Source organism: Bradyrhizobium sp. UFLA05-108, assembly GCF_059803455.1.
The window spans coordinates 47,249-72,858 of sequence record NZ_JBANAZ010000038.1; the positions used below are offsets into that span (position 1 = coordinate 47,249).

The window sequence follows — 25,610 nt, forward strand, 5'->3', positions numbered from 1 at the left end:
GTCCAGTATGTTTTGCCGATATGCTCGACAATCGCACGGTAGATCTGGTCCGGCCGGCGCTGCCTGTCCTGCACTTCCCCGGCCGCTTTGGACAACCATCATCCCGAACGAACCGATCTAAAATTTCGTCCGGGTCGATCGTTTTGTAACATTGAACCCAAGATACGTCAATATGCCTGACATAAATTTCGTGAGTCCCTCCCCCGATGCCGCCGAGACCAAGCCGGCGACAAGCGATGTGGGCAATTTGCGCTGGGATATCATCGAGCTGCTGTTCTTCGCCTATCGTGATTTCGTCGGCGATCCCGACCAGGAGCTGGAGGCGTTCGGCTTCGGCCGGGCCCATCACCGCGTCATGCATTTCGTCTACCGCTATCCCGGCCTCAAGGTCGCCGACCTCCTGGACGTCCTGCGTATCACCAAGCAGTCGCTCGGGCGTGTGCTCAAGCAGTTGCTCGATGAGGGCTATATCGTGCAGAAGACCGGCGATAACGACCGCCGCCAGCGACTGCTCTATGCGACACCAAAGGGCGAGGCGCTGGTGCAGAAGCTCGCCGGGCTGCAGACCACGCGAATCAACCGGGCACTCACCCAGATCGGCCCGCAGGATGCCGAAACCGTGAAAAGCTTCCTGCGCGCCATGATCGACCGCGAGGATCCCGACAAGGTGCTCGAGACGATCTTCGCCACCGTCAACCAAGCCACAAAGGAGTGACCGTGCCGCTCGCAGCCACGCTCGCCCGTCCGCCGGTGGAGCCCGCCGACGACGCCCCGCATATCCTCCTCGTCGACGACGACCGCCGCATCCGCGACCTACTGTCGCGCTTTCTCGCCGCCGAAGGCTATCGCGTCTCCACCGCCGCCAGCGCCAGCGATGCCCGCGCCAAGCTCATGGGCCTGCATTTCGATCTGTTGATCCTCGACGTCATGATGCCCGGCGAGACCGGCTTCGACCTTGCCCGCTTCATTCGGACGTCCTCCTCGGTGCCGATCGTGATGCTGACGGCGCGTCACGAGGCGGAAGCCCGTATCGAGGGCTTGCAGATCGGCGCCGACGACTATGTGGCGAAGCCGTTCGAGCCGCGCGAGCTTGCGCTGCGTATCAACAACATTCTCAAGCGTACCGCCCCGCCGCAGGTCACCACGATCGAGAAGATCGCGTTCGGTCCTTACGTCTTCCATCTCGATCGCGGCGAATTGCGCCAGGGTGAGGAGGTCATCCACCTGACCGACCGCGAACGCGAGATGCTGCGCATCCTCGCCGACAGCCAGGGCGAGACGGTGCCGCGCGCCGCGCTGACCGGCAACGGCAGCGTCAACGAGCGCGCCGTCGACGTGCAGATCAACCGCCTGCGCCGCAAGATCGAGCGCGATCCCGCCAATCCCCTGTTTCTCCAGGCGGTGCGCGGCATCGGCTACCGGCTGGTGGCCTCGCCGTAGAGAGCGGATGAAGCGGACGCGATGAGTACGATCGATACCGGCCTGACGCTGCTGAGGAGCGCCGCAGACCGCGTGTCCGCCGCCAATGGCTGGATGGGCAACGCGTTCAAGAGCTGGATGCCGACCGGCCTCTATGCCCGCGCGCTCCTGATCATGATCGTGCCGATGGTGGTGCTGCAATCGGTCGTCGCCTTCGTGTTCATGGAGCGGCACTGGAACACAGTGACGCGGCGCCTGTCGGCTGCGGTGGTGCAGGACATCGCCGCGCTGATCGACGTCTACAAGGGCTATCCGCAGGACAAGGACCGCGACCAGATCAAGCGCATCGCGCAGCAGCGCCTTGGCCTGGTGGTCGACTTCCTGCCCGCCGGCGACATGCCGCAGCCCGGACCGAAGCCGTTCTTCTCGCTGCTCGACCAGACGCTCTCGGTGCAGCTTGGCCGGCAGATCGGACGCCCATTCTGGATCGACACCGTCGGTCGCTCCAACGTCGTTGAGATCCGCATCCAGCTCGATGACGCCATCATGCGCGTGTTCGCACAGCGCAGCGCGGCCTATGCCTCCAACTCTGAGATCTTCCTGTTCTGGATGGTCGGCACTTCCTCGATCCTGCTGATCGTCGCAGTCTTGTTCCTGCGCAACCAGATCAAGCCGATCCTGAAGCTCGCGGACGCCGCGGAAAGCTTCGGCAAAGGCCGCGATGCACCCAACTTCCGCCCGCGTGGCGCGCGCGAAGTCCGCCGCGCCGCGATGGCGTTTCTAGAAATGAAATCGCGCGTCGAGCGCTCGATCGAGCAGCGCACCGCGATGCTCGCCGGCGTCAGCCACGATCTGCGCACCATCCTGACCCGCTTCAAGCTCGAGCTGGCGCTGATCGGCGACAATCCCGAGATCGAGGGCATGCGCAAGGACGTCGACGAGATGTCGATGATGCTCGAGGACTACCTCGCCTTCGCGCGCGGCGATTCCGGCGAGCAGTCGCAGCCGACCGACATGGCCCAGGCGCTCGAGGAGCTGCGCAGCGACGCCGAGCGCCACGGCCACACTGCGACAGTCGCGTTCAACGGCCTGCCCGTGGTGACGGTGAAGCCGGCCTCGTTCAAGCGCTGCCTCGCCAACCTCGTCACCAACGCGGCACGCTACGGCAAGACGATCGCCATCACCGGCCAGCGCGATCACCGCTATCTTACCGTCACCATCGACGACGACGGGCCCGGCATCCCCACGCATTTGCGCGAAGAAGTGTTCAAGCCGTTCTTGCGGCTGGACAACGCCCGCAACCAGGACGAAGGCGGCACGGGCCTGGGCCTTGCGATCGCACGCGACATCGCTCGCTCGCATGGCGGCGACATCACGCTCGGCGACAGCCCGATGGGCGGATTGCGGGCGAGCGTGCGGATCCCGGTATAGCGCTGAAGCGGCCCGGATGGAGCGAAGCGCAATCCGGGATTCTGGCGCGGCGGATGGGAAGGCCCCGGATTTCGCTTCGCTGCATCCGGGCTTCGAACCTACTTCGGCAGCAGATCCTTCAGCTTCGCGGCGTCCTTGACGTTCATCTTGAAGCCGCCGGGCATCACGATGTCGCCGGGCTTCTGGTCCGCCTTGCACGGGCCGAGCCATTTGGCCTCGATCGTCGTGGTCGCATCGCGCCCCGCAGCGCCGGCAACGCCGCCCTGGATGTGCGCGGTGCTCTTCACGGTGTAGGCGGCGTTGAAGTCGCCGGTGATCTCGGCATGGGAGGTCGTGGTGGTGCCGGCGACGTTGCAGACGGAATCGCTGACATAGCCGGTTGCCGTCTTCTGGATGTCCTGCTTGGTGCAGATCTGCTTGGCCATCGGGGAGACGTTGTTGCTCATCTCCTTGTCGACAGTCTCGTCGGTGCAATGCTGCATGGTCATTTCCGGCATTGGCCCGCCGGACCGGAGCATCTTCATCTCCCAGAGGCCGGCCTTGCGCACCGGCAGATCCACCGCATGCGCAACCGTCGTCGCCGACATCGCGAGCGCGACGAGGCTAGCGCAGAAAACAACAGGCCGTCGCGTCATGCGCCCAACTCCCGGTCACAGCTTGCGGTCTGAAGGATCAGTACAGCGTACGCAGCGGCTGCTCGGCCGCGCCATACGGAACCCAGCGGCAGGAGAAGGAGATGTAGCCGCCCTCATAAGCCTGCACGGCGAGGAATTTCACCACCTTGCCATAGCGCGCGCAGTGATCGACCGCGACCTGACGTGCGTCCACATGGGTCGCCATCGAATAGGCGATGATGCCGCCGGTGTCGTTGCCCTTGAAGGGGGGTACCGGCAGGATGTCGGCGCGCGCGAACCCGCTTGCCAGCATTCCAACGGTGAGAAAGCCCGCGGCCGCAATGATTCGCATTCCCGTCACTCCTTTTGGCTTGCGCCAGTTTACGGCGCCGCGGACGCGCTGAAAAGAACGGAAGGCCTGCCAGGTGCGACGTTGCGTGCAACTCGCTGGCGAGTGTTGCCGCGCTGCACTTGACCTCTCCCCACCTTCGCGGCACGGTCCGATGCTTGCAGCCATATCTCCTGGATTGCCCATGCGCGACCTCGTCACCTCTCTGAAATCGTTCCGCTTTGCAGCGGTATTCGGCCTCATTCTGGGGGCGGTGTCGCTGACCGAGGCCAAGGCCGCCAATCCGCTGGAGCTGAACTTCTGGCTGGAGGGGCCGCGCTATGACGGCCGGGTCGCCGACTGCGACAAGGCGCTGCCGACGATCGCCACGCAGTTCTGGGAAAAAGAAAGCTCGTTCTGGAATTCGTCGTTGAAGATCACGGGCTTCGCCGGGATCCACGAGACCGCCTTCCGGCCTTGGCAGTCCGACAACCTTCCACGCCGCTATTGCACGGGAGATGCCATGCTCAGCGACGGCAAGGTGCGCAAGGTGCATTTCTCGATTCTCGAGGACGGCGGCTTTGCCGGCTTCGGCCAAGGCGTCGAATGGTGCGTGGTCGGCCTCGACCGCAATTGGGCGTACAATCCCTCCTGCCGTGCGGCAAAACCCTGATTCGGGTGAAGCGTCGCGCCAAAGCGGGCGGCGTTCAATTTTGTTCTTGAAATGTTCTCGTTGCCTGCTAGGCTCTCTTGCACAGTCTAGTTGAAGGGCGTCGCCATGTTTTATTCCAGATTGCATTCCCTGTCCCGTTTCCTGATCTCCCTCGTACTCACGGCCGGCCTCGTTACGCTCGCAGGCAGCGCAATGGCGCAGGACAAGCGCCAGAACGCGCCCGGCGAATTCGATTTCTACGTGCTGTCGCTGTCCTGGTCGCCGTCGTTCTGCGAGGAAGCGGCCGAGCGCGGTGGCCGCTCCCAGATCCAGTGCGGCGGGCGGCCCTACGCCTTCGTTGTGCACGGGCTGTGGCCGCAATATGAAAATGGCTTTCCGGAATACTGTCAGCGCCCGGCGCCCCGCCTGAACCGCAGCATCGTCTCCTCCATGCTCGACCTGATGCCGGCGCCAGGGCTGATCTTCAACGAATGGGACAAGCACGGCACCTGCTCGGGCCTGTCGGACCGCAACTACTTCGAGACCGTCCGGAAAGCGCGCGCCGTCATCAAGATTCCGGCCGAGTATCTCGATCTGTCGCAGGCCAAGACCGTGGCGCCCACCGACGTCGAGGAGGCCTTCATCAAGGCCAATCCCGGGCTGAGCAGCTCGTCCGTTTCGGTGACGTGCAACCGGACACGGTTGTCAGAGGTGCGCATCTGCCTCAACAAGGACCTGCAATTTCGCTCCTGCGAAGAGCTCGACCGCCGCGCCTGCCGCCGCGACCAGGTGACGATGCCGCCGATCCGCGGCGGCTGAAGTCGCAGGTCTGCATCCTCGTTTTGCGGAATCAGGCGAGGCACCTTCCCGCAGCGACGGCAGTTACTTTCACCGCCCGATGTCGTAACTGTCCGATATGAACTATCGCCACGCCTTCCACGCCGGCAGCTTTGCCGATGTCATCAAGCACATCGTGCTCGCGCGCATCCTGACTTACCTTCAGGACAAGCCGGCCGCGTTCCGCGTCATCGACACCCATGCCGGCGCCGGCCTCTACGATCTCAAAAGCGACGAGGCGCAGCGCGGCGGCGAGTGGCTGACCGGCATCGCCCGCGTCATGCAGGCACGCCTGTCCAACGAGGTTGCTGCACTCACAAAGCCCTATCTCGACATCGTCCGCGCCTTCAATCCGCGCGGCGAACTGAAGGCCTATCCTGGATCACCGCTGATCGCGCGTGGCCTTTTGCGGCCGCAGGATCGCCTCGTCGCCTGCGAGCTCGAGCCGAAGGCGCGCAAGGCGCTGATCGATGTGCTGCGCCGCGACACGCAGGCGCGCGTGGTCGATCTCGACGGCTGGGTCGCGCTGCCGGCTTTCGTACCGCCGAAGGAGCGACGCGGTCTGGTGCTGATCGACCCTCCCTTTGAGGCCAAGGACGAGTTCGAGCGGCTCGGAGAGGCCTTCTCGGAAGCGTTCGCCAAGTGGCCGACCGGCATCTATGTGATCTGGTATCCCGCCAAATCCAGGCGCGCCACCGACGCGCTCGCACAAGCGGTGGCGCAGGCCGCAGTCGCAGCCAAACCTCAAGGAAAATGCCTGCGGCTCGAATTCAGCGTCGCACCGCAAAGTACCGATGCACCACTCGCCACGACGGGGCTTTTGATCGTCAACCCACCCTTTACGCTGCAGGGCGAGCTCAAGACCATCCTGCCGGAGCTCGAAAAGCCGCTCGGCCAGGGCGGCGCGGCCCGTTTCCGCCTGGAGGTGCCGAAGCCCTAAAGTAGTACACCTATTGGGAAAACTATGCATGAACGGTAGTCAATCTGCAAAGAACCGTATTATGCTGTGCCCCGTGACTGGCTTTACGTTCCGCTTCCGCGAATGGTTGCGGCGGAGTGAAGGCCTAAGAAGGATCCAGGCGGACTCATTAAGCCCGCTCAAGGGTGGCCAGCTCCCGGGCGCGTAGGTCCGGTCATGCCGAGATGCGTGTCTGCATCGCGGCGGAGGAGCAATGCGGGGGAGGAGTCCCGATGGCCATGACGGGCACAGTTAAGTTTTTCAACGGCGAGCGCGGTTACGGCTTCATCAAGCCGGACGATGGCGGTCGCGACGTCTTCGTTCACATCACGGCGGTGGAGCGGGCGGGACTGAAAGACCTCACCGAAGGACAGCGTATCACTTTCGAAGTCGAGCCTGACAAGAAGGGCAAGGGACCCAAGGCGGTCAACCTGGTGATCCTTTCTTAGGCGAAGCCTGGCGCAAAAAAATCCCAGCCGCGAGGCCGGGAGTTTTAGGTCCGGTATTTTCTTCTTCAGCTATCAGAAGTGATAGTTCACGCCCGCGCGCACCACGCTGGCGCTATAGCCGTTCGACACGCCGGTGATCGCGAACTGGCTCGAGGACAGATCGAGGAAGAGATATTCGATCTTGGCGCTCCAGTTCTGCGCGATGCCGAACTCGGCGCCGACACCTGCGGTCCAGCCCACCGTGGTATGCGATTCCGTCCAGCCAAAAGTTTCCGCGCGCAACTCGCCGAAGGCAAGACCGGCGGTGCCGTAAAAAAGGATGTTGTTGAAGGCGTAGCCGGCGCGACCGCGTACGGTGCCGAACCAGGGATTGGAGAACTTCCATGGCGCGAACGTATCGTCGGCACCGGTCGCCTGGATATCACCTTCCACGCCGAACACCCACGGGCCGTTCTGAAAATTGTAGCCGGCCTGGATGCCGCCGACGAAGCCGGCCGGCTTCGCGGGATTGTTGCTCACCGAGCCCCATTCATAGCCGAGATTGGCGCCGAGATAGGGACCAGCCCAGCTATAGGCATTGAGCGGCTGGTTGACGGTATAGGGTGCACGCTGCCCGTAATTGAGATCGGCGGCCTCTGCCGAAGCGCTCCAGCCCGCGGCAACCAGAGCCGCAGCGCCCATAACGAGCCTCTTCATCACACTCTCCAACGCAACTGCCGCAAGGCCATCGCGGTCGGCCAGCGCCGCTGCGCAAGGCAAGACCGCATGGTTACGGAACCACGAACTTTTCGCGTAGGATTTATCGAGAGTTTTAAGTTAAAGGGTTGTTAAGCGCGGTTACCGCCCGCTTAGCAGTCTTAAGGAAGCGTTACCGGGAACACCGCTCGCGGTCCGCTTCGGCCAGGCCCGGTGAAACTTCAAATCGGCTCTCCCAGCGCCTAAATTCGCATCATGGATCACGATTCCTCCGACACCCCGGACACTGCACGCGCGCGCAAGGTGCGGCGCAGCGCAGCGCCGGACGACGTCCCGCCGCAGGAGCAGGCCGCGCCCGACGTCGATCCCGCGACGACCGGCGGCGACGACGAGGATGAGGCGCGGCTGCCGGACATCCTGGAAGAGACCGGCGCGGTCGGCGAAGGACCGCTTGCGACCGGACATGATGCGATCGAGCGCGCGGTGCGTCTCGCCCCCACCTCGGCGGGCGTCTATCGCATGCTCAATGCGAACAACGACGTGCTCTATGTCGGCAAGGCCAAGAACGTCAAAAAGCGCCTGTCCAACTACGCGCGCATCGGTGCGCCGCAGCCGGCGCGCATTTTGCGCATGATCGCGGCGACGGTCTCGGTCGAGATCGTCTCGACCACGACCGAAACCGAGGCGCTGCTGCTCGAGGCCAACCTCATCAAGCAGCTCCGGCCGCGCTTCAACGTGCAATTGCGCGACGACAAGTCGTTTCCCTATATCCTGATCACCGGCGATCATTGGGCGCCGCAGATCCTCAAGCACCGCGGCGCACAGACCCGGCCCGGGCGCTATTTCGGCCCGTTCGCCTCGGCCGGCGCCGTCAACCGCACCATCACCGCGCTGCAGCGCGCGTTCCTGATCCGCTCCTGCACCGATTCGTTTTTCGAAAGCCGCAGCCGGCCCTGCCTGTTGCACCAGATCCGCCGCTGCGCCGGCCCCTGCACCCGCGAGATCGACTTCCCGGGCTATGCGACGCTGGTGCGGGAAGCGACGGACTTCCTCTCCGGCAAGAGCCACGCGGTGAAGCAGGAGCTTGCGGGCGAGATGGAGAAGGCCTCGGGCGAGCTCGAATTCGAGCGTGCCGCACTCTATCGCGACCGTCTCGCCGCACTATCGGCGATCCAGTCGCAGCAGGGCATCAATCCGCGCACCGTGGAAGAAGCCGACGTGTTCGCGATCCACCAGGAGGGCGGTTTCTCCTGCGTCGAGGTGTTCTTCTTCCGCACCGGGCAGAACTGGGGCAACCGGGCCTATTTCCCGCGCGCGGAGAAGACGTTCACGCCGGAGGAGGTGCTGGGCTCGTTCCTCGCCCAGTTCTACGACGACAAGCCACCGCCGAAGGTCATCCTGCTCTCGCATGAGATCGAGGAAAGCGAGCTGCTTGCCAACGCGCTATCGATCAAGGCCGGCCACAAGGTCGAAGTCTCGATGCCGAAGCGCGGCGAGAAGAAGGAGCTCGTCACCCACGCGCTGACCAATGCGCGGGAAGCGCTGGGGCGGAAGCTCGCCGACACGGCGACGCAGGGCCGCCTGCTCGAGGCGATGGCCGCGACCCTTACCCTGCCCCATCCGCCCAAACGCATCGAGGTCTACGACAACAGCCATATCCAGGGCACCAATGCGGTCGGCGCCATGATCGTCGCGGGGCCCGACGGCTTCGTGAAGAACCAGTACCGCAAGTTCAATATCAAGTCGGAAGGGCTCACCCCCGGCGACGACTATGCGATGATGCGGGAAGTCCTGCAGCGCCGCTTCAAGCGGCTGCTCAGCCCGCCCGACGAAACCGCGAAGGTCAAGGACGACGACTTCCCGCAATGGCCCGACCTCGTGATCATCGACGGTGGCCGCGGCCAGCTCAACGCTGTCAGCGAGATCTTCGAGGGCCTCGGGCTCACCCAGGTATCACTGATGTCGGTTGCCAAGGGGCCGGACCGCGATGCCGGCCGCGAGACTCTGTTCATGCCGGACCGCGAGGCGATCAAGCTCGAGCCGCGCGATCCCGTGCTCTATTTCATTCAGAGGTTGCGGGACGAGGCCCACCGCTTCGTGATCGGCTCGCACCGCAAGCTGCGCAAGAAGGACATCCGCGAGGCGGGTCTGCAGGAGATCCCGGGCATCGGCCCGTCACGCAAACGTGCCTTGCTGCATCATTTCGGAACCCTGAAGGAGATCGAGCGGGCGTCGATCGCCGATCTCGGCAAGGTTCCGGGGGTGAGCGCGGAAAGCGCCCGCAAGATTTTCGAGTATTTCCATCCCCAGCCGGGGTGAACTAAAGGGGACCAGCAGTCATATGGTCGTCGTCTCTGCACCTCATTGAGGCAGGGACGGTTGACCTTGATGCGGCAGCGGTATTGGTAGAACGAATGAACATCGCCACGACACGGGGGGCCACCAAGAGCTCGATGTCCCTTCCGAACATCCTGACCTACGCCCGGATCGCCGCGATCCCGGTGGTGGTGGGCTGCATCTACGCCCAGTCGATCATGGACGGGCCGCTGTGGCTGCGCTGGGTAGCGGTTGCCATCTTCATCGCGGCAGGGGTGACAGATTACCTCGACGGCTATTACGCGCGGATCTGGAACCAGCAGTCAGCCTTCGGCCGGATGCTCGACCCGATCGCCGACAAGCTCCTGGTCGCCTCGTGCCTTCTGATGCTGGCGGCCGACGGCATCATCCATGGCTGGTCGCTGTGGGCCGCCATCGTGATCCTGTGCCGCGAGATCCTGGTGTCGGGCCTGCGCGAATATCTGGCGGCGCTGCGCGTCAGCGTGCCCGTAACCAAGCTCGCCAAATGGAAGACGACGGTTCAGCTCGTTGCGATCGGCTTCCTGCTTGCGGGCGAGGCCGGCGACCAGGTGGTGCCGGTGGTGACCCAGATCGGCCTGCTCCTGCTGTGGGCGTCGGCGCTGCTCACCATGTACACCGGTTACGATTATTTCCGTGCCGGTATTCATCACCTCATCAAGGAGGATGAGGGATGAAGGTGAAGTATTTCGCCTGGGTGCGCGAGCGCATCGGCAAGGCGGAGGAGACGATCGAGCCGCCGCCCAGCGTGCGCACGATCGAGGAGCTGATCGCCTGGCTCTCCGGCCGGAGCGAAGCCTATGCCTACGCGTTCGAGAAGCCGAAAGTGATTCGCGCCGCGATCGACCACGCCCACGTCAAGCCGAACGCTGTGATCGCCGGCGCCCGCGAGATCGCGTTCTTCCCGCCGATGACCGGCGGCTAGGTGGCGTCGTTGAGACAGCTCGCGCACGAACTCGGTTCACCTCTTCCTATCACCCGCGCCTTCGCGGCCTCTCCCCATGGGAGAGGTTTGACGCCTTCGACGCTGCAAGCATGACCGGCCCCGTCACCATCCGCATCCAGCAAGACGATTTCGACGTCGCGCGCGAGATCGCCGCGCTGACGAACGGTCGCACCGACATCGGTGCGGTCGTGAGCTTCTCCGGCATCTGTCGCGGTGACGAGGACAGCGCGAAGATTTCGGCGCTGACGCTGGAACATTATCCGGGCATGGCGGAAGAGGAGATCAAGCGCCACGTCGACGAGGCCATTGCGCGCTGGCCGCTCGACGGCGTCACCGTGATCCATCGCGTCGGCCGGATCACGCCCGGCGCAAACATCGTGCTGGTGGTGACTGCCTCGCAGCATCGCCAGGCGGCATTCCAGGCGGCCGAGTTTTTGATGGATTACCTGAAAACCAGCGCGCCGTTCTGGAAGAAGGAAGAAAGCGCAACCGGCACCGGCTGGGTCGAGGCCAATACCCGCGACGATCAGGCCGCCGCACGCTGGACCAAATCCTGATGGCAAAAGCATCCAAGAAGACCACGCGCGGCCGCGCCGCACCAAAGCTTGCGAAGGTCGGCGCCGGCGAGCTCCTGACGCTGCTCGATTTCGTCCGCTATGCGGTGAGCCGCTTCGTCGAAACCAAGCTCGCCTTCGCGCATGGCACGACGGATCCGGTGGCGGAAGCCGCTTTCCTGGTTTGCGAGGCACTGCACCTCAATCCCGAGCAGTTCGAGATCTTCGCCAATGCCCGCGTTACCGCGGCCGAGGGCAAGTCCATCCTTGCGTTGATCGACACGCGCGTCAGCACGCGCAAGCCGGCCGCCTATCTCGTCAACAAGATCTACATGCGCGGCCTGCCCTTCTACGTCGACGAGCGCGTGATCGTGCCGCGCTCCTTCATTGGGGAGCTCCTGGATTCGCATCTCGGCGGTGACGGCGAGGTCGGCTCGCTGATCGACGACCCGGTCGCTGTGGAGCGCGTGCTCGATCTCTGCACGGGCTCCGGCTGCCTTGCGATCCTCGCTGCGCAGCACTTCCCGAATGCGCAAGTCGATGCCGTCGACATCTCCAAAGGGGCGATCGAGGTTGCCGCGCGCAATGTCGCCGACTACGGTCTCGAAGACCGCGTCACACTCCATCGCGGCGACCTGTTCGCGCCGCTCGGCAACGCGCGCTACGACCTGATCATCTCCAACCCGCCTTACGTCGACGCAGAAGGGATGGCGTCACTGCCGCCGGAATGCCGCGCCGAGCCGAAGCTCGCCTTCGATGGCGGCGCCGACGGGCTCGACGTCGTGCGCCGCATCCTGCACGACGCACCTCGCTACCTCACGCCCGAGGGTGGATTGCTATGCGAGATCGGCCGCGGCCGCGAGCGGATCGATGAGGCGTTCCCCGAACTGCCGCTGCTCTGGCTCGACACCGAAGACTCCGAGGGCGAGGTGTTCTGGATCGCGGCCGCCGATCTCGGCTGACGCGAGCGGTTGCCGGAACAAGTCAAACGCCTCCACGTTCATCCACCAACAAAGCTATCAGCCGCGGCCGCTGGAGGATGTTTCGCATGCTTGCGCCATCGGGCGAATTGCTGCGCGCCGGAATGGCGCTCAAGCTCAACCACCTCAAGCGCGCCACCCGGTCGTATTTACGCGACCGAACCAGTCAGGCCACCGGCAAGGCGACGTCCTATGCGGTCGCCGCCGGCCTCTTCGCCGTCGCTGGCCTGTTCGTCATCGCCGCCTTCTTCGTCGGGCTGATGGCGCTGTTCCGCTGGGTCGAGCTTACATTCGGAATGTTCTGGGCCTTCGGCGCCGTCGGCGTCGTGCTCCTGGTGCTGGCGGCGGTCTGTGCCGGCGTCGCAATGGCCCAGGTCAAGCGCCGGCCCAAAACGGTGGTGCCGCTTGCAAGCCGGCTGCGGGTTGCGATTGCCACGCCCCGGATTCCGCGCGGAACGGTCAAGGAGGCCATGAAGGAGGTCGCGACCACGATCCCACTGGTGCCACTCGCGCCGGGCGAAAAGGGCCATCGCAACGGCGGTTCGCCAGCCCGCGGCAACCGCCCGGTGCAGCTCGGCCTGATGCTCGCAGCCATCGGGCTGTTGGTGACCGCGGCGCGCCGGAGGCGCCGCAGCCATCGATTGGACGCATGATGCTGCCGCGGCGCTCCCAGCAGCTCGACGACTGGCTGCTTGTCGCCGCCACGACGGTATTGGTGCTGACGGCGGAACGGTACTTTCAGGGCTACGTCTCGCCGCGATCCGCAGATCTCGATGACCGCCGCAATGCAGAAGGCAACTCACCCGAAACCCATCCCGCTCGCGCCGCTTTGCAGGGCGGCCATGGCCGCCGGTCCGAAAGCCCGTTTGGGATCCCCGTTGCCGGCTGGAAGGACATCCTCTGGCGCACCTACCAACGCATCGACGAGGATCGCTTGCTCGCAACCGCAGGCGGCGTGGTCTTCTTCGGACTGCTTGCCATTTTTCCCGCCGTTACCGCATTCGTCTCCTTCTATGGGCTGTTCGCCAACCCCTCGACGATCAGCGCCAACCTCCAGACCCTCGCGATGATGTTGCCCGAAGGCACATTCCAGATCATCGAAGACCAGATCGGACGGGTGGTATCGAAGGGTAACACGGCGCTTGGCGCCACCTTCCTGTTCGGCCTCGTGCTCGCGATCTGGAGCGCCAATGCCGGCGTCAAATCCATCATCGACGCGCTCAACGTCGCCTATGAGGAACGCGAGAAGCGCAGCTTCATCCGGCTCAATCTGGTGTCGCTGGCTTTCACGGTCGGCAGCATTGCCGCGCTCCTGCTGATGGTCGGCGCCGTGGTCGCCTTCCCGCTCGCGCTGAACCATCTCGGCCTCGCTCCGGAGAGCAAGCTGATCGTCGCGATGGCGCGATGGCCGCTGCTGTTCGTCATCCTGCTGGTGGCGCTTGCCATCCTCTACCGCTTCGCGCCCAGCCGCGACGCCGCGCGCTGGGAATGGCTCAGCATCGGCGCGGTGACGGCATCCGTCCTGTGGATCGCCGGCTCGGCGCTGCTCTCCTGGTATCTCTCGGAATTCGCCAATTACAACGCCACCTACGGCTCGCTGGGAGCCGCGATCGGGTTGATGATGTGGATGTGGATGTCCGCCATCGTCATCATGTTCGGGGCCGAGCTGAACTCGGAGATCGAGCGGCAGACCTTGCGGGATACGACGACGGGCAAGCCCAAGCCGCTCGGCAGCCGGGAAGCCGTCTCGGCCGATACGGTCGGCGCAGCCGCGCCATCCTAGTCGCGTGATCAGGCCGGATGTGCTCCGGCCCGATCAAATCTTTTCCGCGCTTAGCGCTTCGTAATCACCGCTTCCAGATATTCGCTGTGCACGACCACCGTGCCGTCAGCGGCGTGGTTGAACTCACCGACGAGGCCCAGGAGATCGCGGCGCAGTGCCGCCTGGCCGTTGTCGTCGAGCGCGGCGAATGCCTTCAGCATGGGCCCATAGAACGACTTGAAAACGTCGAGCCAGTGCTCGGGCGAACGGTAGCGGAACACGAACATTCGCGGCTCGGCGACGATCTCCGAGGCTTGGCCGCCGAACATCTCTTCGAGCCGGGCCTTCGTGCCCCACAGCGCCGGCGATTTCACCCCGGCCGGCGGCGGCAGGTGCTTGCCGAGCGTCTTGAAGAGCTGCCCGATAAAACCCTGCGGCGTCCAGTTGGCGAGCCCGATCTTGCCGCCTGGCCGGCACACTCGCGCAAGCTCGGAAGCCGCCTTGTCCTGATTGGGCGTGAACATGACGCCGAAGGTCGAAAGCACCGCGTCGAACGAGGCATCTGCGAACGGCAGCGCCTCGGCGTCCGCCTCACCGAATGTAACGGTCAGCCGCTCGGCCGCCGCGCGCTCGCGGCCGCGCTCGAGCAGCGCCGGCACGTAATCGGTCGAGGTGACATCGCACCAGCGGCGGGCGGCGGCAAGCGTCGCGTTGCCGTTGCCGGCGGCAACGTCGAGCACCTTGCTGCCGGCGCGCAGGTCGAGCGCCTCGCAGAGCTGCTCGCCGACGATCTGCAAGGTGGTGCCAACGACGGCATAGTCGCCGGACGACCAGGCGCCGTGCTGGCGCTGCTTGAGCGCGGCGAGGTCCGGCTGGGCGGCGGCGGGCTTGCTGAGTGCTGCGGCTGTCGACATGGCAATTTCCTCCGGTTGAAGATGCCGGGACGATAGAGCGCAGACCCGTGACTGGCTTTGAGAGTGCCGTTATTTTACGTTGAGAGCGCCTTGATTTCTGAGCGGGAGCCGGGCGTGGCGTTCCAGTTCGAGGTTTTTTCGCTGGATCCCGAGCGCCGGGAGTTGCGGCGCGCGGACAGCCTCGTCGCGCTCGAGCCGCAGGTGTTCGATCTCCTGATCCATCTGATCCGCAACCGCGACCGCGTGGTGACGCGCGACAATCTGCTCGATGCGGTGTGGAACGGGCGCGTTGTCTCGGACTCCACGCTCGCGAGCCGCATCAACGCGGCACGGCGCGCGATCAACGACACCGGCGAGGAGCAACGGCTGATCCGCACCGTGGCGCGCAAGGGCGTGCGCTTCGTCGGTGACGTCGTCGAAACGAGCAAGGCTGACGCTTCGGCGGCGCCAGCCGGGCGGAAGCAGCCATCCGCCCAGCCGCTGCCAGACCGGCCGGCAATCGCCGTGCTGCCGTTCACCAATATGAGCGGCGATGCCGAGCAGGAGTATTTTTCCGACGGCATCAGCGAGGACATCATCACGGCGCTGTCGAAGCTGCGCTGGTTCTTCGTGATCGCGCGTAACTCCTCCTTCATTTACAAGGGCCGGACGGTTCACCTTCGGCAGGTCGCGGACGAGCTTGGCGTCCGCTACGTCGTCGAAGGGAGCGTGCGCAAGGGCGGCGACCGCGTGCGCATCACTGCGCAGCTCAACGACGTCGCGACCGGCAGCCATCTCTGGGCGGAACGCTACGATCGCGAGCTCGCCGACGTGTTCGCGGTGCAGGACGAGATCACGGAAGCCATCGTCGCCGCGATCGAGCCGCAGCTCTACGCGGCGGAGAATTTTCGCACCCAGCACAAACCACCCGACAGCATGGATGCGTGGGACCTGCTGATGCGCGCACTCTCGCACTACTGGCGCGTGACGCGGCAGGACCACGTGCTCGCGCAGGCCCTGCTGGAGAAGGCCATCGCGCTCGACCCGAACTATGGCAAGGCGCTGGGCCTGCTCGGAACCAGCTACATGTTCACGGCCCATATGGGCTGGATGGACATGGCCGCCGCGATGCCGATCGCCGAGCGCGCCGCACTCGTCGCGATCCGGGCCGACGACGAGGATCCCTGGGCGCACAACGCGCTCGGTCACGTCCATCTGTTTGCACGACGTTTCGAGGATTCGCTCGCCGAATTCGAAACCGCGTTGCGGCTTAATCCGAGCTTCGCGCTGGCGCAGGGCTATTACGGGCTGGCGCTCAGCTATTGCGGTCGCTGGCAGGATGCCGACGAGGCGGCCCGCCGCGCCATCCGCCTCAGCCCGCGCGATCCCTATGCGCCGGTCTATTTCGGCATCGAGGCCTATGCCCGCTTCCTCGGCGGCGATTATGAGGAGGCGATCCGGCTCGCGCATGAGGCCTTGCGACAGCGCAGCGACTTCGTCGGCGCGCACAGGGTGCTGACCTCGGCGGCCGGCATGGCCGGGCACGCCGACCTTGCCCGCTCCGCACTGCAGGAGCTGCGCAGGGCCCAGCCGAACGTCTCGCTCGCCTGGATCGCCGAGTTCATGCCGATCCAGCTCGCGACCGACCGCGACCGCTACCTGGAAGGCTTTCGCCGCGCCGGTCTCACCTAGAGCGCGACCACGGCCTATCCCCGCGAATCAACAATGATGCTAAGGTCACTCTCGCTTGGGGGGCGTTTAACAAGAGCGTGCCAGGGACGTGCCCGTGTTTTCCCGGGTGGGGCAGTCAGCACTTGAGGGCGTAGCGCGCGGCATGATTCGCATTTCGACGATCTTCATCGCCATCTGTATGGTGCTGGTCGCAGCCTCGCTCGGCCTCGTCCTGCATTCGGTGGCCGGCATCAGCGGAACTGAGTCCGCGATCGTGGCGCTGACCGCGCTGACCTTCCTGATCCTGTACAACGCGGTCTCGATGCGGCTGCGCGACCGCAGCGACGTCGGCGGCCAGATCGCCGATCTGTCGCGCGGCACCGCCGATCTCGCCCGTCAGGTCGCCGAATTCGGCCGCCGGCTCGCAGCGGTCGAGGGACGCGTCGCGTCCGCCAATTCCACCAACGCGGACCGCGTCCAGTCGGTGGTCGGCGAGATCAGCGAGCTCGGCGGCCTGGTCAAGCAGCTTGCCGCCACCGTGGCGACGCATGAGGACCTGCTGGCGACGGCCTTGCCCGCTTCCGCCACGCAGCCGGAAACCGAAACTGCCGCGCATGAGTTGTTGGCTGCTCCCGAACCTCGGCCAGCCGCGCCGCGGCCGGTTCCACCGGCACCGCCGAGCGCGCCCGTCGCGCCCGCCACCGCCCGCAACCAGACGCAACTGCTCGCGACGCTGCGCAGCGCGATCGACGAGAACCGCATCGACATTTTCCTCCAGCCGATGGTGACGCTGCCGCAGCGCAAGGTCCGCTTCTACGAGGCGGTGACGCGGGTGCGCGACGAGCGCGACCAGCTCATCGCCGCCGAGGAGTTCATCAGCATCGCGGAAGCCTCGGGGCTCATCGGGCGCATCGACAACATGGTGATGCTGCGCTGTGTGCAGGTGCTGCGCCGGCTGATGGTGCGCAACAAGGACGTCGGCGTGTTCTGCAACGTCGCCGCCTCCACGCTCGGCAATTCCACCACCTTTGCGCAATGCCTCGACTTCCTCGAAGCCAACCGGGCGCTCGCGCCCTCGCTGGTGCTCGAGTTCAAGCAGTCGACGTTCCGCAACCTCGGCCCCGCCGAGACCGAGAACCTGGCAGCGCTCGCCCAGCGCGGCTTCCGCTTCTCGATCGACCACGTTACTGACCTGCGCATCGAGCCGCGCGAGCTCGCCGACCGCGGCGTGCGCTTCATCAAGGTGCCGGCCGCGCTGCTGCTCGATCCCAAGCAGGCCTCGACCTCGGACATCCATCCGTCCGACCTCTCCGACCTGCTCGGCCGCTTCGGCATCGACCTCATCGCCGAGCGGATCGAGGGCGAGCGCGCGGTGGTTGACTTGCTCGACTATGATGTGCGGTTCGGCCAGGGTTTCCTGTTCGCGCCGCCCCGGCCATTGCGGCCGGAAGGTGCATCTGCTACCGCCGGAGCCGCGCCGGACCAGGCGCAGCAACAGGTATCCAATGGCTCCGCCCTGTCCAGCTCAGGCGAACCGGCTTCCGTGCCGCCGTCACAGCGCATCACCGGTAATGCCGCGCTCGCGCGCCGCATCTGACCGGCCGTCCGCGTCATGACCACGCTGCATTTCGTCGAGAGCCTTCGCGAGCTCGTCGTGGGCGTTGACGTCGTCCTCAGCGACATCTGGGGCGTGGTCCATAATGGGCTCGAGTCCTTTCCCGAAGCCTGCGAGGCGCTGCACAATTTCCGGCAGCAGGGCGGTACGGTCGTCCTGATCACCAACGCGCCTCGACCAGCGGATTCGGTGCAGCGACAGTTGCGCAAGCTCGGCGTTGCCGACGAGACCTATGACGCCATCGTCTCCTCGGGCGATCTGACGCGGCTCTATGTCGCCGATCATCCCGGCCGAAAATTGTTCTGGCTTGGCCCCGAGCGCGACAGCTCGATCCATCGCGGGCTCGACGCGGTGCTCGCGCCACTGGAGGACGCCGACTACATCGTCTGCACCGGCCTCTATGATGACGAGACCGAGTCGGCGGAGGATTATCGGGGCATGATGCTGAAGGCGCGCGAGCGCAAGCTCGTGCTGGTCTGCGCCAACCCCGATATTGTCGTCGAGCGCGGCGACCGGCTGATCTATTGCGCCGGCGCCATCGCCGAGCTCTACCGCGAACTCGGCGGCGAGGTGATCTTCTACGGCAAGCCGCACCGGCCGATCTACGAGCGCGCGATGGCGCTCGCCGGCGAGCGCCAGGGCCACCAGATCGATCGCAAGAAGGTCTTGGCGATCGGCGATTCCGTGCGCACCGACTTGACGGGCGCGCGCGAGTTCGGCATCGACTGCCTGTTCGTCACCCGCGGTATCCATTCCGAGGAGTTCGAGGGCCTCGACCAGCTCGATCCGGCATCGGTGCTGGAGCTGTTTGGCCATCCGCCGAAGGCGCTGATGCGCGAATTGAAGTGGTAAATGCATGACCGTCATTCCGGGGCGCCTGAAGGGCGAACCCGGAATCTCGAGATTCCGGGCTCGATGCTACGCATCGCCCCGGAATGACGGTGCCCAAAGCAAAGGCCCGGGCGAGCCCGGGCCTGCGAATTCACCTGATAGTTCGTAGCGCGCCCTACGCGCTGGCCATGTCCGGGAAGACCGCTTCGATCTTGGTCTTCAGCGTCGCCGCGTTGAACGGCTTGACGATATAGTTGTTCACGCCGGCCTTCTTGGCCGCGATCACGTTCTCGGTCTTGGATTCCGCCGTGATCATGATGAAAGGCGTGGTGGCGAGGTTGGGATCGGCCCGCACTTCGCGCAGGAGGTCGTAGCCCGTCATCGGCTCCATGTTCCAGTCGGAAATCACGAGCCCGTACTTCTTGCCGCGCATCTTGTTCAGCGCCGCCGAGCCGTCGCTGGCGTCGTCGATATTCTCGAAGCCAAGCTGCTTCAGCAGATTCCGAATGATGCGGATCATGGTGCTGTAGTCATCCACCACCAGAACCGGCATCGACAAATCAACCGCCATCTCGACTCCCCCAAACGCAACAGGAAAATATTAACGATCGAACTGCCAGGCCCGACGCCCCACAGTTCCATGTCAAAGGACTAGCACCAAGGCGTTAAACAGCGCGTTAATCGGCTATCGCCGGAGAGCCCCGAAATGTCGTGCAATGCGGCCGCATCCCCCGCTTGACTTCGCCTGGCGCGTCACGTCACGGTCCCGGGCCGATCCGCCTGCCCCAGAGAATTCCCCTGATGGCTCCGCATTTTACTGTTATCCGCGATTCCACGCCGGTTCATGCAATTCCAAGGGGGGCCGTGGTCGCCATGGGCAATTTCGACGGCGTTCATCTCGGCCATCGGGCGGTGATTGCGGCTGCGCTGGAGATGGGCCGGACGCACAACCGGCCGGCATTGGCGCTGACGTTCGAGCCGCATCCGCGACGGTTTTTCAGCCCCAATACCCCGCAATTCCGCCTCACGGATGAGCGAGCCAAGCTGCGGCTCCTGGCCGGCACCGGGCTTGCCGGGGCCGTGGTCATGACCTTCGACAAGACCCGCGCCGGGACATCAGCACAGGATTTCATTCACCATGACCTGATCGGGCGGCTCGGGGTCAGCGGGATCGCGGTCGGCTACGACTTTCATTTCGGCAAGGGCCGGGTCGGCTCGCCGAGCCTGCTGGTCAATGAGGCGCCCCGGCTCGGTATCGAGGTCGACGTCCAGCCGCATGTCGATATCGACGAGCGGCCGGTCTCCTCCAGCGCGATCCGCACCGCGCTCGCCGAAGGCCAGCTCATTGAGGCCACGACCATGCTGGGCGCGCCCTGGTTCGTGACCGGCAAGGTCATCCACGGCGAGAAGCGCGGCCGCGACCTCGGCTATCCCACCGCCAATATCCGCCTCGACGCCAATTGCGCCCTCAAGCACGGCATCTACGCGGTCCGGGTCGGTCGCGGGGCCGAGCGGCTGGAGGGGGTCGCAAGCTTCGGCCGGCGTCCGACATTCGATAATGGCGCGCCGCTGCTGGAAATCTTCCTGTTCGACTTCAAGGGCGACCTCTACGGGCAAGAGCTCGATTGCGCGTTCGTCGGCTTCATTCGCGAGGAACTGAAGTTCGACGGAATCGAGCCACTGATCCGCCAGATGGACGAGGACTCTGCCCGCGCGAGGGCCCTGCTGGCGGCCGCCCCCGACGCCTTCCCGGAGCTGGGAAGCATCGACTGAGGCCCCAAAACGGGGCCCATCCCGGCCCTTTGCGATTTGGCCGCCCGGCTGCTATGGAGAGCCCATGTTTGCGCGGCGCATCATAGGGATTAGCGGCCCGGCTTCCGTCTGAGCTTTGGCTCGGCGCAAGACCGGGATTTCGTCGTTTCACCCCGCGATCGTGATCGCATTCCTCCGCGCCCTTCCGAGCCAGATCATTCATGTCCGAAAAGCCGCAAAAGTCCGAAGCCAAAGACTATTCAAAAACCCTGTTCCTGCCGCAGACGGAATTCCCGATGCGCGCCGGCCTGCCGCAGCGCGAGCCGGAGATCCTCAAGCGCTGGTACGAGATCGGCCTCTACGAGAAGCTGCGCGAGACCGCGAAGGGCCGCGACAAGTTCGTGCTGCATGACGGCCCGCCCTATGCCAACGGCAACATCCACATCGGCACGGCGCTGAACAAGATCCTCAAGGATCTCGTCACCAAGAGCGAGCAGATGCTCGGGTTCGATTCCAACTACGTGCCCGGCTGGGACTGCCACGGCCTGCCGATCGAGTGGAAGGTCGAGGAGGAGCATTATCGCAAGAAGGGCAAGCAGAAGCCCGATTTTCGCGACTCGGCGGCGATGGTCGACTTCCGCAAAGAATGCCGCGCCTATGCGACGCACTGGCTCAACGTGCAGCGCGAAGAATTCAAGCGTCTCGGCGTGATCGGCGACTGGGCCCACCCCTACGCCACCATGAGCTATCCGGCGGAAGCCCAGATCGCGCGTGAATTGATGAAGTTCGCCGCCAACGGCACGCTCTATCGCGGCTCCAAGCCGGTGATGTGGAGTGTGGTCGAGAAGACCGCGCTTGCGGAGGCCGAGGTCGAGTATGAGGACTACACCTCGGACATGGTGTGGGTGAAATTCCCGGTCGCCTCGCCCGCGCATGGCGCGCTCGCCTCCGCAAGCGTCGTGATCTGGACCACCACGCCCTGGACGTTGCCCGGCAACCGCGCCATCTCGTTCTCGCCGAAGATCGCCTACGGCCTCTTTGAGGTCACGGACGCGCCCGCCGGCAATTGGGCCAAGACTGGCGACCACCTGATCCTTGGGGACGCACTCGCGGATGAAGTGTTCAAGCAGGCGCGCGTGACCGCCTTCAAGAAAGTCCGCGACATCCCTGGCGACACGATGGACGCGATCGAGTGCGCCCACCCGTTGAAGGGGCTTGGCGGCGGCTACGAATTCACCGTGCCGCTCTTGCCCGGCGATCACGTCACCGACGACACCGGCACCGGCTTCGTGCACACGGCGCCGAGCCACGGCCGCGAGGACTTTGACGTCTGGACGGCGAACACGCGCGAGCTGGATGCGCGCGGCATCCCGACCGCGATCCCCTACACCGTCGACGAGAACGGCGCCTACACCGACCATGCGCCGGGCTTTACCGGCAAGCGCGTCATCAACGACAAGGGCGAGAAGGGTGACGCCAACGACGCCGTGATCAAGGCGCTGGTTGACGCCGGCAAGCTGCTCGCGCGCGGCCGGCTCAAGCATCAATATCCGCATTCCTGGCGCTCCAAGAAGCCGGTGATCTTCCGCAACACGCCGCAATGGTTCATCGCGATGGATAAGGACATCGCGACCGGCGGCAACGCGAAGTCCGGCGACACGCTGCGCGCCCGCGCGCTGCACGCGATCTCGGTGACGCAATGGGTGCCGCCGTCGGGCGAGAACCGCATCAACGGCATGATCGAGGCGCGCCCCGACTGGGTGATCTCGCGCCAGCGCGCCTGGGGCGTGCCGATCGCGGTGTTCGTCCGCGAGAAGGGAGACGGCTCGGCCGAGATTCTTCAGGACGAGGCCGTCAACACGCGCATCGGCGACGCCTTCGAGAAGGAAGGCGCGGATGCGTGGTACATGGACGGCGCCCGCGAGCGTTTCCTCGGGAGCCGTGCCAATGAGGACTGGAAGAAGGTCGACGACATCCTCGATGTCTGGTTCGATTCAGGCTCGACGCATGCCTTCGTGCTGGAAGATCCCGTGCACTTCCCGGGCCTTGCCGGCATCACGCGCAAGGTCGACGGCGGCACGGACACGGTGATGTATCTCGAGGGCTCGGACCAGCATCGCGGCTGGTTCCACTCCTCGCTGCTCGAGAGCTGCGGCACCCGCGGACGCGCGCCCTACGATATCGTGCTGACTCACGGCTTCACCCAGGCCGAGGACGGCCGCAAGATGTCGAAGTCACTCGGCAACACGATCGAGCCGCAGGCCGTCATCAAGGAGTCCGGCGCCGACATCCTCCGGCTCTGGGTAGCGTCCTGCGACTACACCGACGACCAGCGCATCGGTCCGGAGATCCTCAAGAACACGGTCGAAACCTACCGCAAGCTGCGCAATACCATCCGCTGGATGCTCGGCACGCTGCATCACTACAAGCCAGCCGACGCGGTCGCGCCGGCCGATATGCCCGAGCTCGAGCGGCTGATGCTGCACGAGCTCGCGGTCCGCGCTGATGTGATCCGCAAGGCCTATGAAGCCTTCGACTTCAAGAGTGTGGTCGCGACGCTGTCGGCGTTCCTGAACAGCGAGCTGTCGGCGTTCTATTTCGACATCCGCAAGGATACGCTCTATTGCGATCCACCCTCATCGCTCACGCGCAAGGCGGCGCTGACCACGATCGATACGCTCTGCAACGCGATCCTGAAATGGCTGGCGCCGGTCCTGAGCTTCACCGCCGAGGAGGCATGGCGCATGTACCGGCCGGACGCCGAGCCCTCGGTGCATCTGACGCTGTTCCCCGAAGGTCTCGAAAACTTCCGCGACGACGAGCTCGCCGCGAAGTGGGAGACCATCCGCAACGTGCGCCGCGTCGTCACCGGCGCGCTGGAGCTCGAGCGCGCGGCCAAGAATATCGGCTCGTCGCTCGAAGCATCACCGGTGATCTATATCGCTGACCGAAACACGCAGATGACGCTGTTCGACGTCGATATCGCCGAGGTCTGCATCACCTCGAATTACGAGGTGCGCGAGGGCGAGGCGCCGACGGCTGCGTTCCGTCTCGATGCCGTTCCCGGCGTTGCGGTCGTGGTCGAGAAGGCGGTCGGCACCAAATGCGCCCGCTCCTGGAAGATCCTGCCGACAGTCGGCGAGGACGCGGACTATCCCGACGTCACCCCGCGCGATGCCAAGGCCCTGCGCGAGTGGAAGGCGTTGGGGATAAGCATCTAGTTTAGGTCTCACCGTCGTCCTGGCCTTGTGCGCAATTGCGCACTGGAGCCAGGACCCATTACCACCGCTGTCAGATGCGAACCAAGGTCGATGGCCCCTAGTCTTTTCACCAACCGCCGCCCGGGGTTATCGCGACGAGCCCAAGGCGCTCGCGCGGGGGTCCTGGCTTTCGCCAGGACGACGGCGGAGAACGTGGCGGCTGCTTTGCCATGACCCCTCTCCGCGCCGGCATTCTGTCCGCCGTGATTTCGCTCGTGCTGGACCAGGCCTCGAAACTCTGGCTGCTCGACGTGTTCGACCTCGACCGCCGCGGCGGGCTGAGGTTGACGTCGTTCTTCGACCTCATGCCGGCCTGGAACAAGGGCATCAGCTATGGCTGGCTGCAGACCGAAGCCGCGGCCGGGCAGATCGCGCTGATGGCAGTCAAGGCCGTCGCGGTGGTTCTGCTGGCGGTGTGGATGACCCGCGCGCAGACCCGACTGGCAACGGTGGCACTTGGGCTGATTATCGGCGGCGCCATCGGCAATGCCATCGATCGTCTGGCCTATGGCGCAGTGTTCGATTTCGCGCTGTTTCACATCGAAATCGCCGGAAATACCTACAATTGGTACGTGTTTAACCTCGCGGACGTGGCCATCGTTGCTGGGGTGGCGGCCCTATTGTATGATTCCTTCCTGGGGGTACCCGCCGCAAAAGCGCCCTGATCCCGGCCGATACGGGCCCGGACGGTGGAACCTTGCTTGCGAGGGCAGGCCCGCGCTGCGCGCGGCGATCGATTACGAAACAGAACAGGTACAGCGATGCGCGAAAGCGAGCCGAAAGGTTGGATGATGCGAAGCCCGAGGCACGGGCTGTTGCGCTCGCTGAAGCTCACTGCCGTCGCACTCGGCATTGGTCTCGTGATGACGGCCGGCGCAGCCCGCGCCGGCGATGACGACGAGGAAGACGACCGGACGTTCGAGGAAAAGCTCATCGACAACCTGATGACCGGCCTTGGCGCTCAGGGCGGCCGCAGCTTGGAGAAGCCCGGCATCGAATACCGCGAGCGTTCGCCGCTGGTGGTCCCGCCCAAGCTCGACCTGCCGCCGCCAGCGTCGTCGGCCGATGCGAGCGCGCCGAACTGGCCCAAGGACCCCGACGAAAAGCGCCGCAAGGAGCTTGCTGCCGCAAGAAAGAAATCCGGCACCAAATTCCAGCAGCCGTGGGAAGCCGCCCGACCGCTGACGCCAGCCGAGATGAATGCGGCCAAGACGAACGGCCCCACCCGTACCACCAGCAACGAACCGGGCCAGCCCAGTCAGAACAATCCGACCCTGAGTCCGGCCCAGCTCGGCTACACCGGCGGCCTGTTCAAACTCTTCAAGGGCAGCAGCAACGAAACCGCGGAATTCAAGTCTGAGCCGCCGCGGGGATCCCTGACCGAGCCGCCCGCCGGTTACCAGACGCCCTCGCCGAATTACGCCTATGGTTCCGGGGGACCGGACAAAACCAAGAAGACGTATTACGACGTGCAAAGCGGCAAGGAAAAAGAGCAATAGCGCTCTTACCGCCTTTTCGTGCTCGTGAGGAACTGCCGCAATCGTCCGGTGTAGGCCGGATGCGGCACATGACTTATCTTTAACTTCACGATGACGGCGTTCTCTGCT

General features: G+C 64.8%; 26 protein-coding genes. 21 read left to right on the forward strand and 5 right to left on the reverse strand.

What is annotated here, in order from left to right; all coding sequences use genetic code 11:
* Positions 1-172: 172 nt before the first annotated feature.
* From SO140_RS25980 to SO140_RS25990, 3 genes are read left to right on the forward strand one after another with little or no spacing between them, the layout of a single operon-like run.
* Positions 173-715, forward strand: coding sequence for a MarR family winged helix-turn-helix transcriptional regulator (locus tag SO140_RS25980; RefSeq protein WP_474798322.1), 543 nt, complete (start codon positions 173-175; stop codon positions 713-715).
* Positions 712-1,440, forward strand: coding sequence for a response regulator (locus SO140_RS25985; RefSeq protein WP_254098411.1), 729 nt, complete (start codon positions 712-714; stop codon positions 1,438-1,440). The genes SO140_RS25980 and SO140_RS25985 overlap by 4 nt, the downstream gene beginning before the upstream one ends.
* Before the next feature lie 21 nt (positions 1,441-1,461).
* A complete protein-coding gene (locus tag SO140_RS25990; protein ID WP_449382830.1) occupies positions 1,462-2,850 on the forward strand; it encodes an ATP-binding protein in 1,389 nt (462 codons plus the stop codon).
* A gap of 98 nt (positions 2,851-2,948) precedes the next feature.
* Here SO140_RS25990 and SO140_RS25995 read toward each other — a convergent pair whose 3' ends face one another.
* Positions 2,949-3,485 (reverse strand): DUF3617 domain-containing protein, encoded by a 537-nt coding sequence (locus SO140_RS25995; RefSeq protein WP_449382829.1) that lies wholly within the window; start codon positions 3,483-3,485, stop codon positions 2,949-2,951.
* A gap of 37 nt (positions 3,486-3,522) precedes the next feature.
* A complete protein-coding gene (locus SO140_RS26000) occupies positions 3,523-3,816 on the reverse strand; it encodes a hypothetical protein (RefSeq protein ID WP_449382828.1) in 294 nt (97 codons plus the stop codon).
* Positions 3,817-3,997: 181 nt separating this feature from the next.
* Between SO140_RS26000 and SO140_RS26005 the strand changes: the two genes are divergently transcribed.
* The 4 genes from SO140_RS26005 (at position 3,998) to SO140_RS26020 (ending at position 6,688) form a co-directional block, all read left to right on the forward strand.
* Positions 3,998-4,465, forward strand: coding sequence for a hypothetical protein (locus SO140_RS26005; protein ID WP_449382827.1), 468 nt, complete (start codon positions 3,998-4,000; stop codon positions 4,463-4,465).
* A gap of 105 nt (positions 4,466-4,570) precedes the next feature.
* A complete protein-coding gene (locus SO140_RS26010) occupies positions 4,571-5,263 on the forward strand; it encodes a ribonuclease T2 family protein (protein WP_449382826.1) in 693 nt (230 codons plus the stop codon).
* A gap of 97 nt (positions 5,264-5,360) precedes the next feature.
* On the forward strand, positions 5,361-6,221 hold the full coding sequence (locus tag SO140_RS26015; RefSeq protein ID WP_449382825.1) for a 23S rRNA (adenine(2030)-N(6))-methyltransferase RlmJ: 861 nt from the start codon (positions 5,361-5,363) through the stop codon (positions 6,219-6,221).
* 251 nt (positions 6,222-6,472) lie between these two features.
* Entirely contained in the window at positions 6,473-6,688 is a 216-nt protein-coding gene (locus tag SO140_RS26020) for a cold-shock protein (protein WP_027523068.1), read from the forward strand.
* Positions 6,689-6,760: 72 nt separating this feature from the next.
* Here the strand turns inward: SO140_RS26020 and SO140_RS26025 are convergent, their stop codons facing one another.
* Positions 6,761-7,384: an outer membrane protein gene (locus SO140_RS26025; protein WP_449382824.1), complete on the reverse strand. Its 624-nt coding sequence runs from the start codon at positions 7,382-7,384 to the stop codon at positions 6,761-6,763.
* A gap of 255 nt (positions 7,385-7,639) precedes the next feature.
* On the opposite strand from SO140_RS26025, the gene uvrC reads away from it, so the two are divergent.
* From uvrC to SO140_RS26060, 7 genes are all read left to right on the forward strand, one after another.
* Entirely contained in the window at positions 7,640-9,703 is a 2,064-nt protein-coding gene (gene uvrC, locus SO140_RS26030; protein ID WP_449382823.1) for an excinuclease ABC subunit UvrC, read from the forward strand.
* 95 nt (positions 9,704-9,798) lie between these two features.
* Positions 9,799-10,416, forward strand: coding sequence for a CDP-diacylglycerol--glycerol-3-phosphate 3-phosphatidyltransferase (pgsA, locus tag SO140_RS26035; protein WP_449382822.1), 618 nt, complete (start codon positions 9,799-9,801; stop codon positions 10,414-10,416).
* Complete coding sequence (gene moaD / locus SO140_RS26040) at positions 10,413-10,664, forward strand: molybdopterin converting factor subunit 1 (RefSeq protein WP_449382821.1); 252 nt, start codon at positions 10,413-10,415, stop codon at positions 10,662-10,664. Before pgsA ends, moaD begins: the two co-directional genes overlap by 4 nt.
* 110 nt (positions 10,665-10,774) lie before the next feature.
* A complete protein-coding gene (locus SO140_RS26045; protein ID WP_449382820.1) occupies positions 10,775-11,242 on the forward strand; it encodes a molybdenum cofactor biosynthesis protein MoaE in 468 nt (155 codons plus the stop codon).
* Positions 11,242-12,201: a 50S ribosomal protein L3 N(5)-glutamine methyltransferase gene (gene prmB, locus SO140_RS26050; RefSeq protein WP_449382819.1), complete on the forward strand. Its 960-nt coding sequence runs from the start codon at positions 11,242-11,244 to the stop codon at positions 12,199-12,201. The genes SO140_RS26045 and prmB overlap by 1 nt, the downstream gene beginning before the upstream one ends.
* 86 nt (positions 12,202-12,287) lie before the next feature.
* Complete coding sequence (locus SO140_RS26055; RefSeq protein WP_449382818.1) at positions 12,288-12,872, forward strand: phage holin family protein; 585 nt, start codon at positions 12,288-12,290, stop codon at positions 12,870-12,872.
* Positions 12,872-14,002, forward strand: a complete 1,131-nt coding sequence (locus SO140_RS26060; RefSeq protein WP_449382835.1) for a YihY/virulence factor BrkB family protein — start codon at positions 12,872-12,874, stop codon at positions 14,000-14,002. The genes SO140_RS26055 and SO140_RS26060 overlap by 1 nt, the downstream gene beginning before the upstream one ends.
* Before the next feature lie 50 nt (positions 14,003-14,052).
* Here SO140_RS26060 and SO140_RS26065 read toward each other — a convergent pair whose 3' ends face one another.
* Positions 14,053-14,895 carry a class I SAM-dependent methyltransferase gene (locus SO140_RS26065; RefSeq protein WP_449382817.1) on the reverse strand — a complete coding sequence of 281 codons (843 nt, stop codon included), beginning with the start codon at positions 14,893-14,895 and terminating at the stop codon, positions 14,053-14,055.
* 114 nt (positions 14,896-15,009) lie between these two features.
* On the opposite strand from SO140_RS26065, the gene SO140_RS26070 reads away from it, so the two are divergent.
* From SO140_RS26070 to SO140_RS26080, 3 genes are all read left to right on the forward strand, one after another.
* The gene (locus SO140_RS26070) at positions 15,010-16,566 is read left to right on the forward strand and encodes a winged helix-turn-helix domain-containing protein (protein ID WP_449382834.1); all 1,557 of its coding nucleotides are present in this window, start codon (positions 15,010-15,012) and stop codon (positions 16,564-16,566) included.
* 142 nt (positions 16,567-16,708) lie between these two features.
* Positions 16,709-18,142 (forward strand): EAL domain-containing protein, encoded by a 1,434-nt coding sequence (locus tag SO140_RS26075; protein WP_474798315.1) that lies wholly within the window; start codon positions 16,709-16,711, stop codon positions 18,140-18,142.
* Positions 18,143-18,157: 15 nt separating this feature from the next.
* Complete coding sequence (locus SO140_RS26080; protein WP_449382815.1) at positions 18,158-19,012, forward strand: TIGR01459 family HAD-type hydrolase; 855 nt, start codon at positions 18,158-18,160, stop codon at positions 19,010-19,012.
* A gap of 154 nt (positions 19,013-19,166) precedes the next feature.
* Here the strand turns inward: SO140_RS26080 and SO140_RS26085 are convergent, their stop codons facing one another.
* The gene (locus tag SO140_RS26085; protein WP_008567674.1) at positions 19,167-19,562 is read right to left on the reverse strand and encodes a response regulator; all 396 of its coding nucleotides are present in this window, start codon (positions 19,560-19,562) and stop codon (positions 19,167-19,169) included.
* 230 nt (positions 19,563-19,792) lie between these two features.
* Here SO140_RS26085 and SO140_RS26090 point away from each other — a divergent pair, with 230 nt between their 5' ends.
* The 4 genes from SO140_RS26090 to SO140_RS26105 all read left to right on the forward strand — a co-directional run bounded on the left by SO140_RS26090 (position 19,793) and on the right by SO140_RS26105 (position 25,502).
* Positions 19,793-20,764, forward strand: coding sequence for a bifunctional riboflavin kinase/FAD synthetase (locus tag SO140_RS26090; protein WP_449382814.1), 972 nt, complete (start codon positions 19,793-19,795; stop codon positions 20,762-20,764).
* A gap of 200 nt (positions 20,765-20,964) precedes the next feature.
* A complete protein-coding gene (gene ileS, locus SO140_RS26095) occupies positions 20,965-23,964 on the forward strand; it encodes an isoleucine--tRNA ligase (protein ID WP_449382813.1) in 3,000 nt (999 codons plus the stop codon).
* Between the two features lie 209 nt (positions 23,965-24,173).
* Positions 24,174-24,668 (forward strand): signal peptidase II, encoded by a 495-nt coding sequence (lspA, locus tag SO140_RS26100; protein WP_449382812.1) that lies wholly within the window; start codon positions 24,174-24,176, stop codon positions 24,666-24,668.
* A 96-nt stretch (positions 24,669-24,764) separates the two neighbouring features.
* Positions 24,765-25,502 (forward strand): hypothetical protein, encoded by a 738-nt coding sequence (locus tag SO140_RS26105; protein WP_449382811.1) that lies wholly within the window; start codon positions 24,765-24,767, stop codon positions 25,500-25,502.
* Positions 25,503-25,610: the final 108 nt, after the last annotated feature.

Coding starts and splice junctions, on each gene's coding strand:
- SO140_RS25980 (WP_474798322.1), top strand. CDS start 173: ATGCCTGACATAAATTTCGTGAGTCCCTCCCCCGATGCCGCCGAGACC.
- SO140_RS25990 (WP_449382830.1), top strand. CDS start 1,462: ATGAGTACGATCGATACCGGCCTGACGCTGCTGAGGAGCGCCGCAGAC.
- SO140_RS25995 (WP_449382829.1), bottom strand. CDS start 3,485: ATGACGCGACGGCCTGTTGTTTTCTGCGCTAGCCTCGTCGCGCTCGCG.
- SO140_RS26000 (WP_449382828.1), bottom strand. CDS start 3,816: ATGCGAATCATTGCGGCCGCGGGCTTTCTCACCGTTGGAATGCTGGCA.
- SO140_RS26005 (WP_449382827.1), top strand. CDS start 3,998: ATGCGCGACCTCGTCACCTCTCTGAAATCGTTCCGCTTTGCAGCGGTA.
- SO140_RS26010 (WP_449382826.1), top strand. CDS start 4,571: ATGTTTTATTCCAGATTGCATTCCCTGTCCCGTTTCCTGATCTCCCTC.
- SO140_RS26015 (WP_449382825.1), top strand. CDS start 5,361: ATGAACTATCGCCACGCCTTCCACGCCGGCAGCTTTGCCGATGTCATC.
- SO140_RS26020 (WP_027523068.1), top strand. CDS start 6,473: ATGGCCATGACGGGCACAGTTAAGTTTTTCAACGGCGAGCGCGGTTAC.
- SO140_RS26025 (WP_449382824.1), bottom strand. CDS start 7,384: ATGAAGAGGCTCGTTATGGGCGCTGCGGCTCTGGTTGCCGCGGGCTGG.
- uvrC (WP_449382823.1), top strand. CDS start 7,640: ATGGATCACGATTCCTCCGACACCCCGGACACTGCACGCGCGCGCAAG.
- pgsA (WP_449382822.1), top strand. CDS start 9,799: ATGAACATCGCCACGACACGGGGGGCCACCAAGAGCTCGATGTCCCTT.
- moaD (WP_449382821.1), top strand. CDS start 10,413: ATGAAGGTGAAGTATTTCGCCTGGGTGCGCGAGCGCATCGGCAAGGCG.
- SO140_RS26045 (WP_449382820.1), top strand. CDS start 10,775: ATGACCGGCCCCGTCACCATCCGCATCCAGCAAGACGATTTCGACGTC.
- prmB (WP_449382819.1), top strand. CDS start 11,242: ATGGCAAAAGCATCCAAGAAGACCACGCGCGGCCGCGCCGCACCAAAG.
- SO140_RS26055 (WP_449382818.1), top strand. CDS start 12,288: ATGCTTGCGCCATCGGGCGAATTGCTGCGCGCCGGAATGGCGCTCAAG.
- SO140_RS26060 (WP_449382835.1), top strand. CDS start 12,872: ATGCTGCCGCGGCGCTCCCAGCAGCTCGACGACTGGCTGCTTGTCGCC.
- SO140_RS26065 (WP_449382817.1), bottom strand. CDS start 14,895: ATGTCGACAGCCGCAGCACTCAGCAAGCCCGCCGCCGCCCAGCCGGAC.
- SO140_RS26075 (WP_474798315.1), top strand. CDS start 16,709: ATGATTCGCATTTCGACGATCTTCATCGCCATCTGTATGGTGCTGGTC.
- SO140_RS26080 (WP_449382815.1), top strand. CDS start 18,158: ATGACCACGCTGCATTTCGTCGAGAGCCTTCGCGAGCTCGTCGTGGGC.
- SO140_RS26085 (WP_008567674.1), bottom strand. CDS start 19,562: ATGGCGGTTGATTTGTCGATGCCGGTTCTGGTGGTGGATGACTACAGC.
- SO140_RS26090 (WP_449382814.1), top strand. CDS start 19,793: ATGGCTCCGCATTTTACTGTTATCCGCGATTCCACGCCGGTTCATGCA.
- ileS (WP_449382813.1), top strand. CDS start 20,965: ATGTCCGAAAAGCCGCAAAAGTCCGAAGCCAAAGACTATTCAAAAACC.
- lspA (WP_449382812.1), top strand. CDS start 24,174: ATGACCCCTCTCCGCGCCGGCATTCTGTCCGCCGTGATTTCGCTCGTG.
- SO140_RS26105 (WP_449382811.1), top strand. CDS start 24,765: ATGCGCGAAAGCGAGCCGAAAGGTTGGATGATGCGAAGCCCGAGGCAC.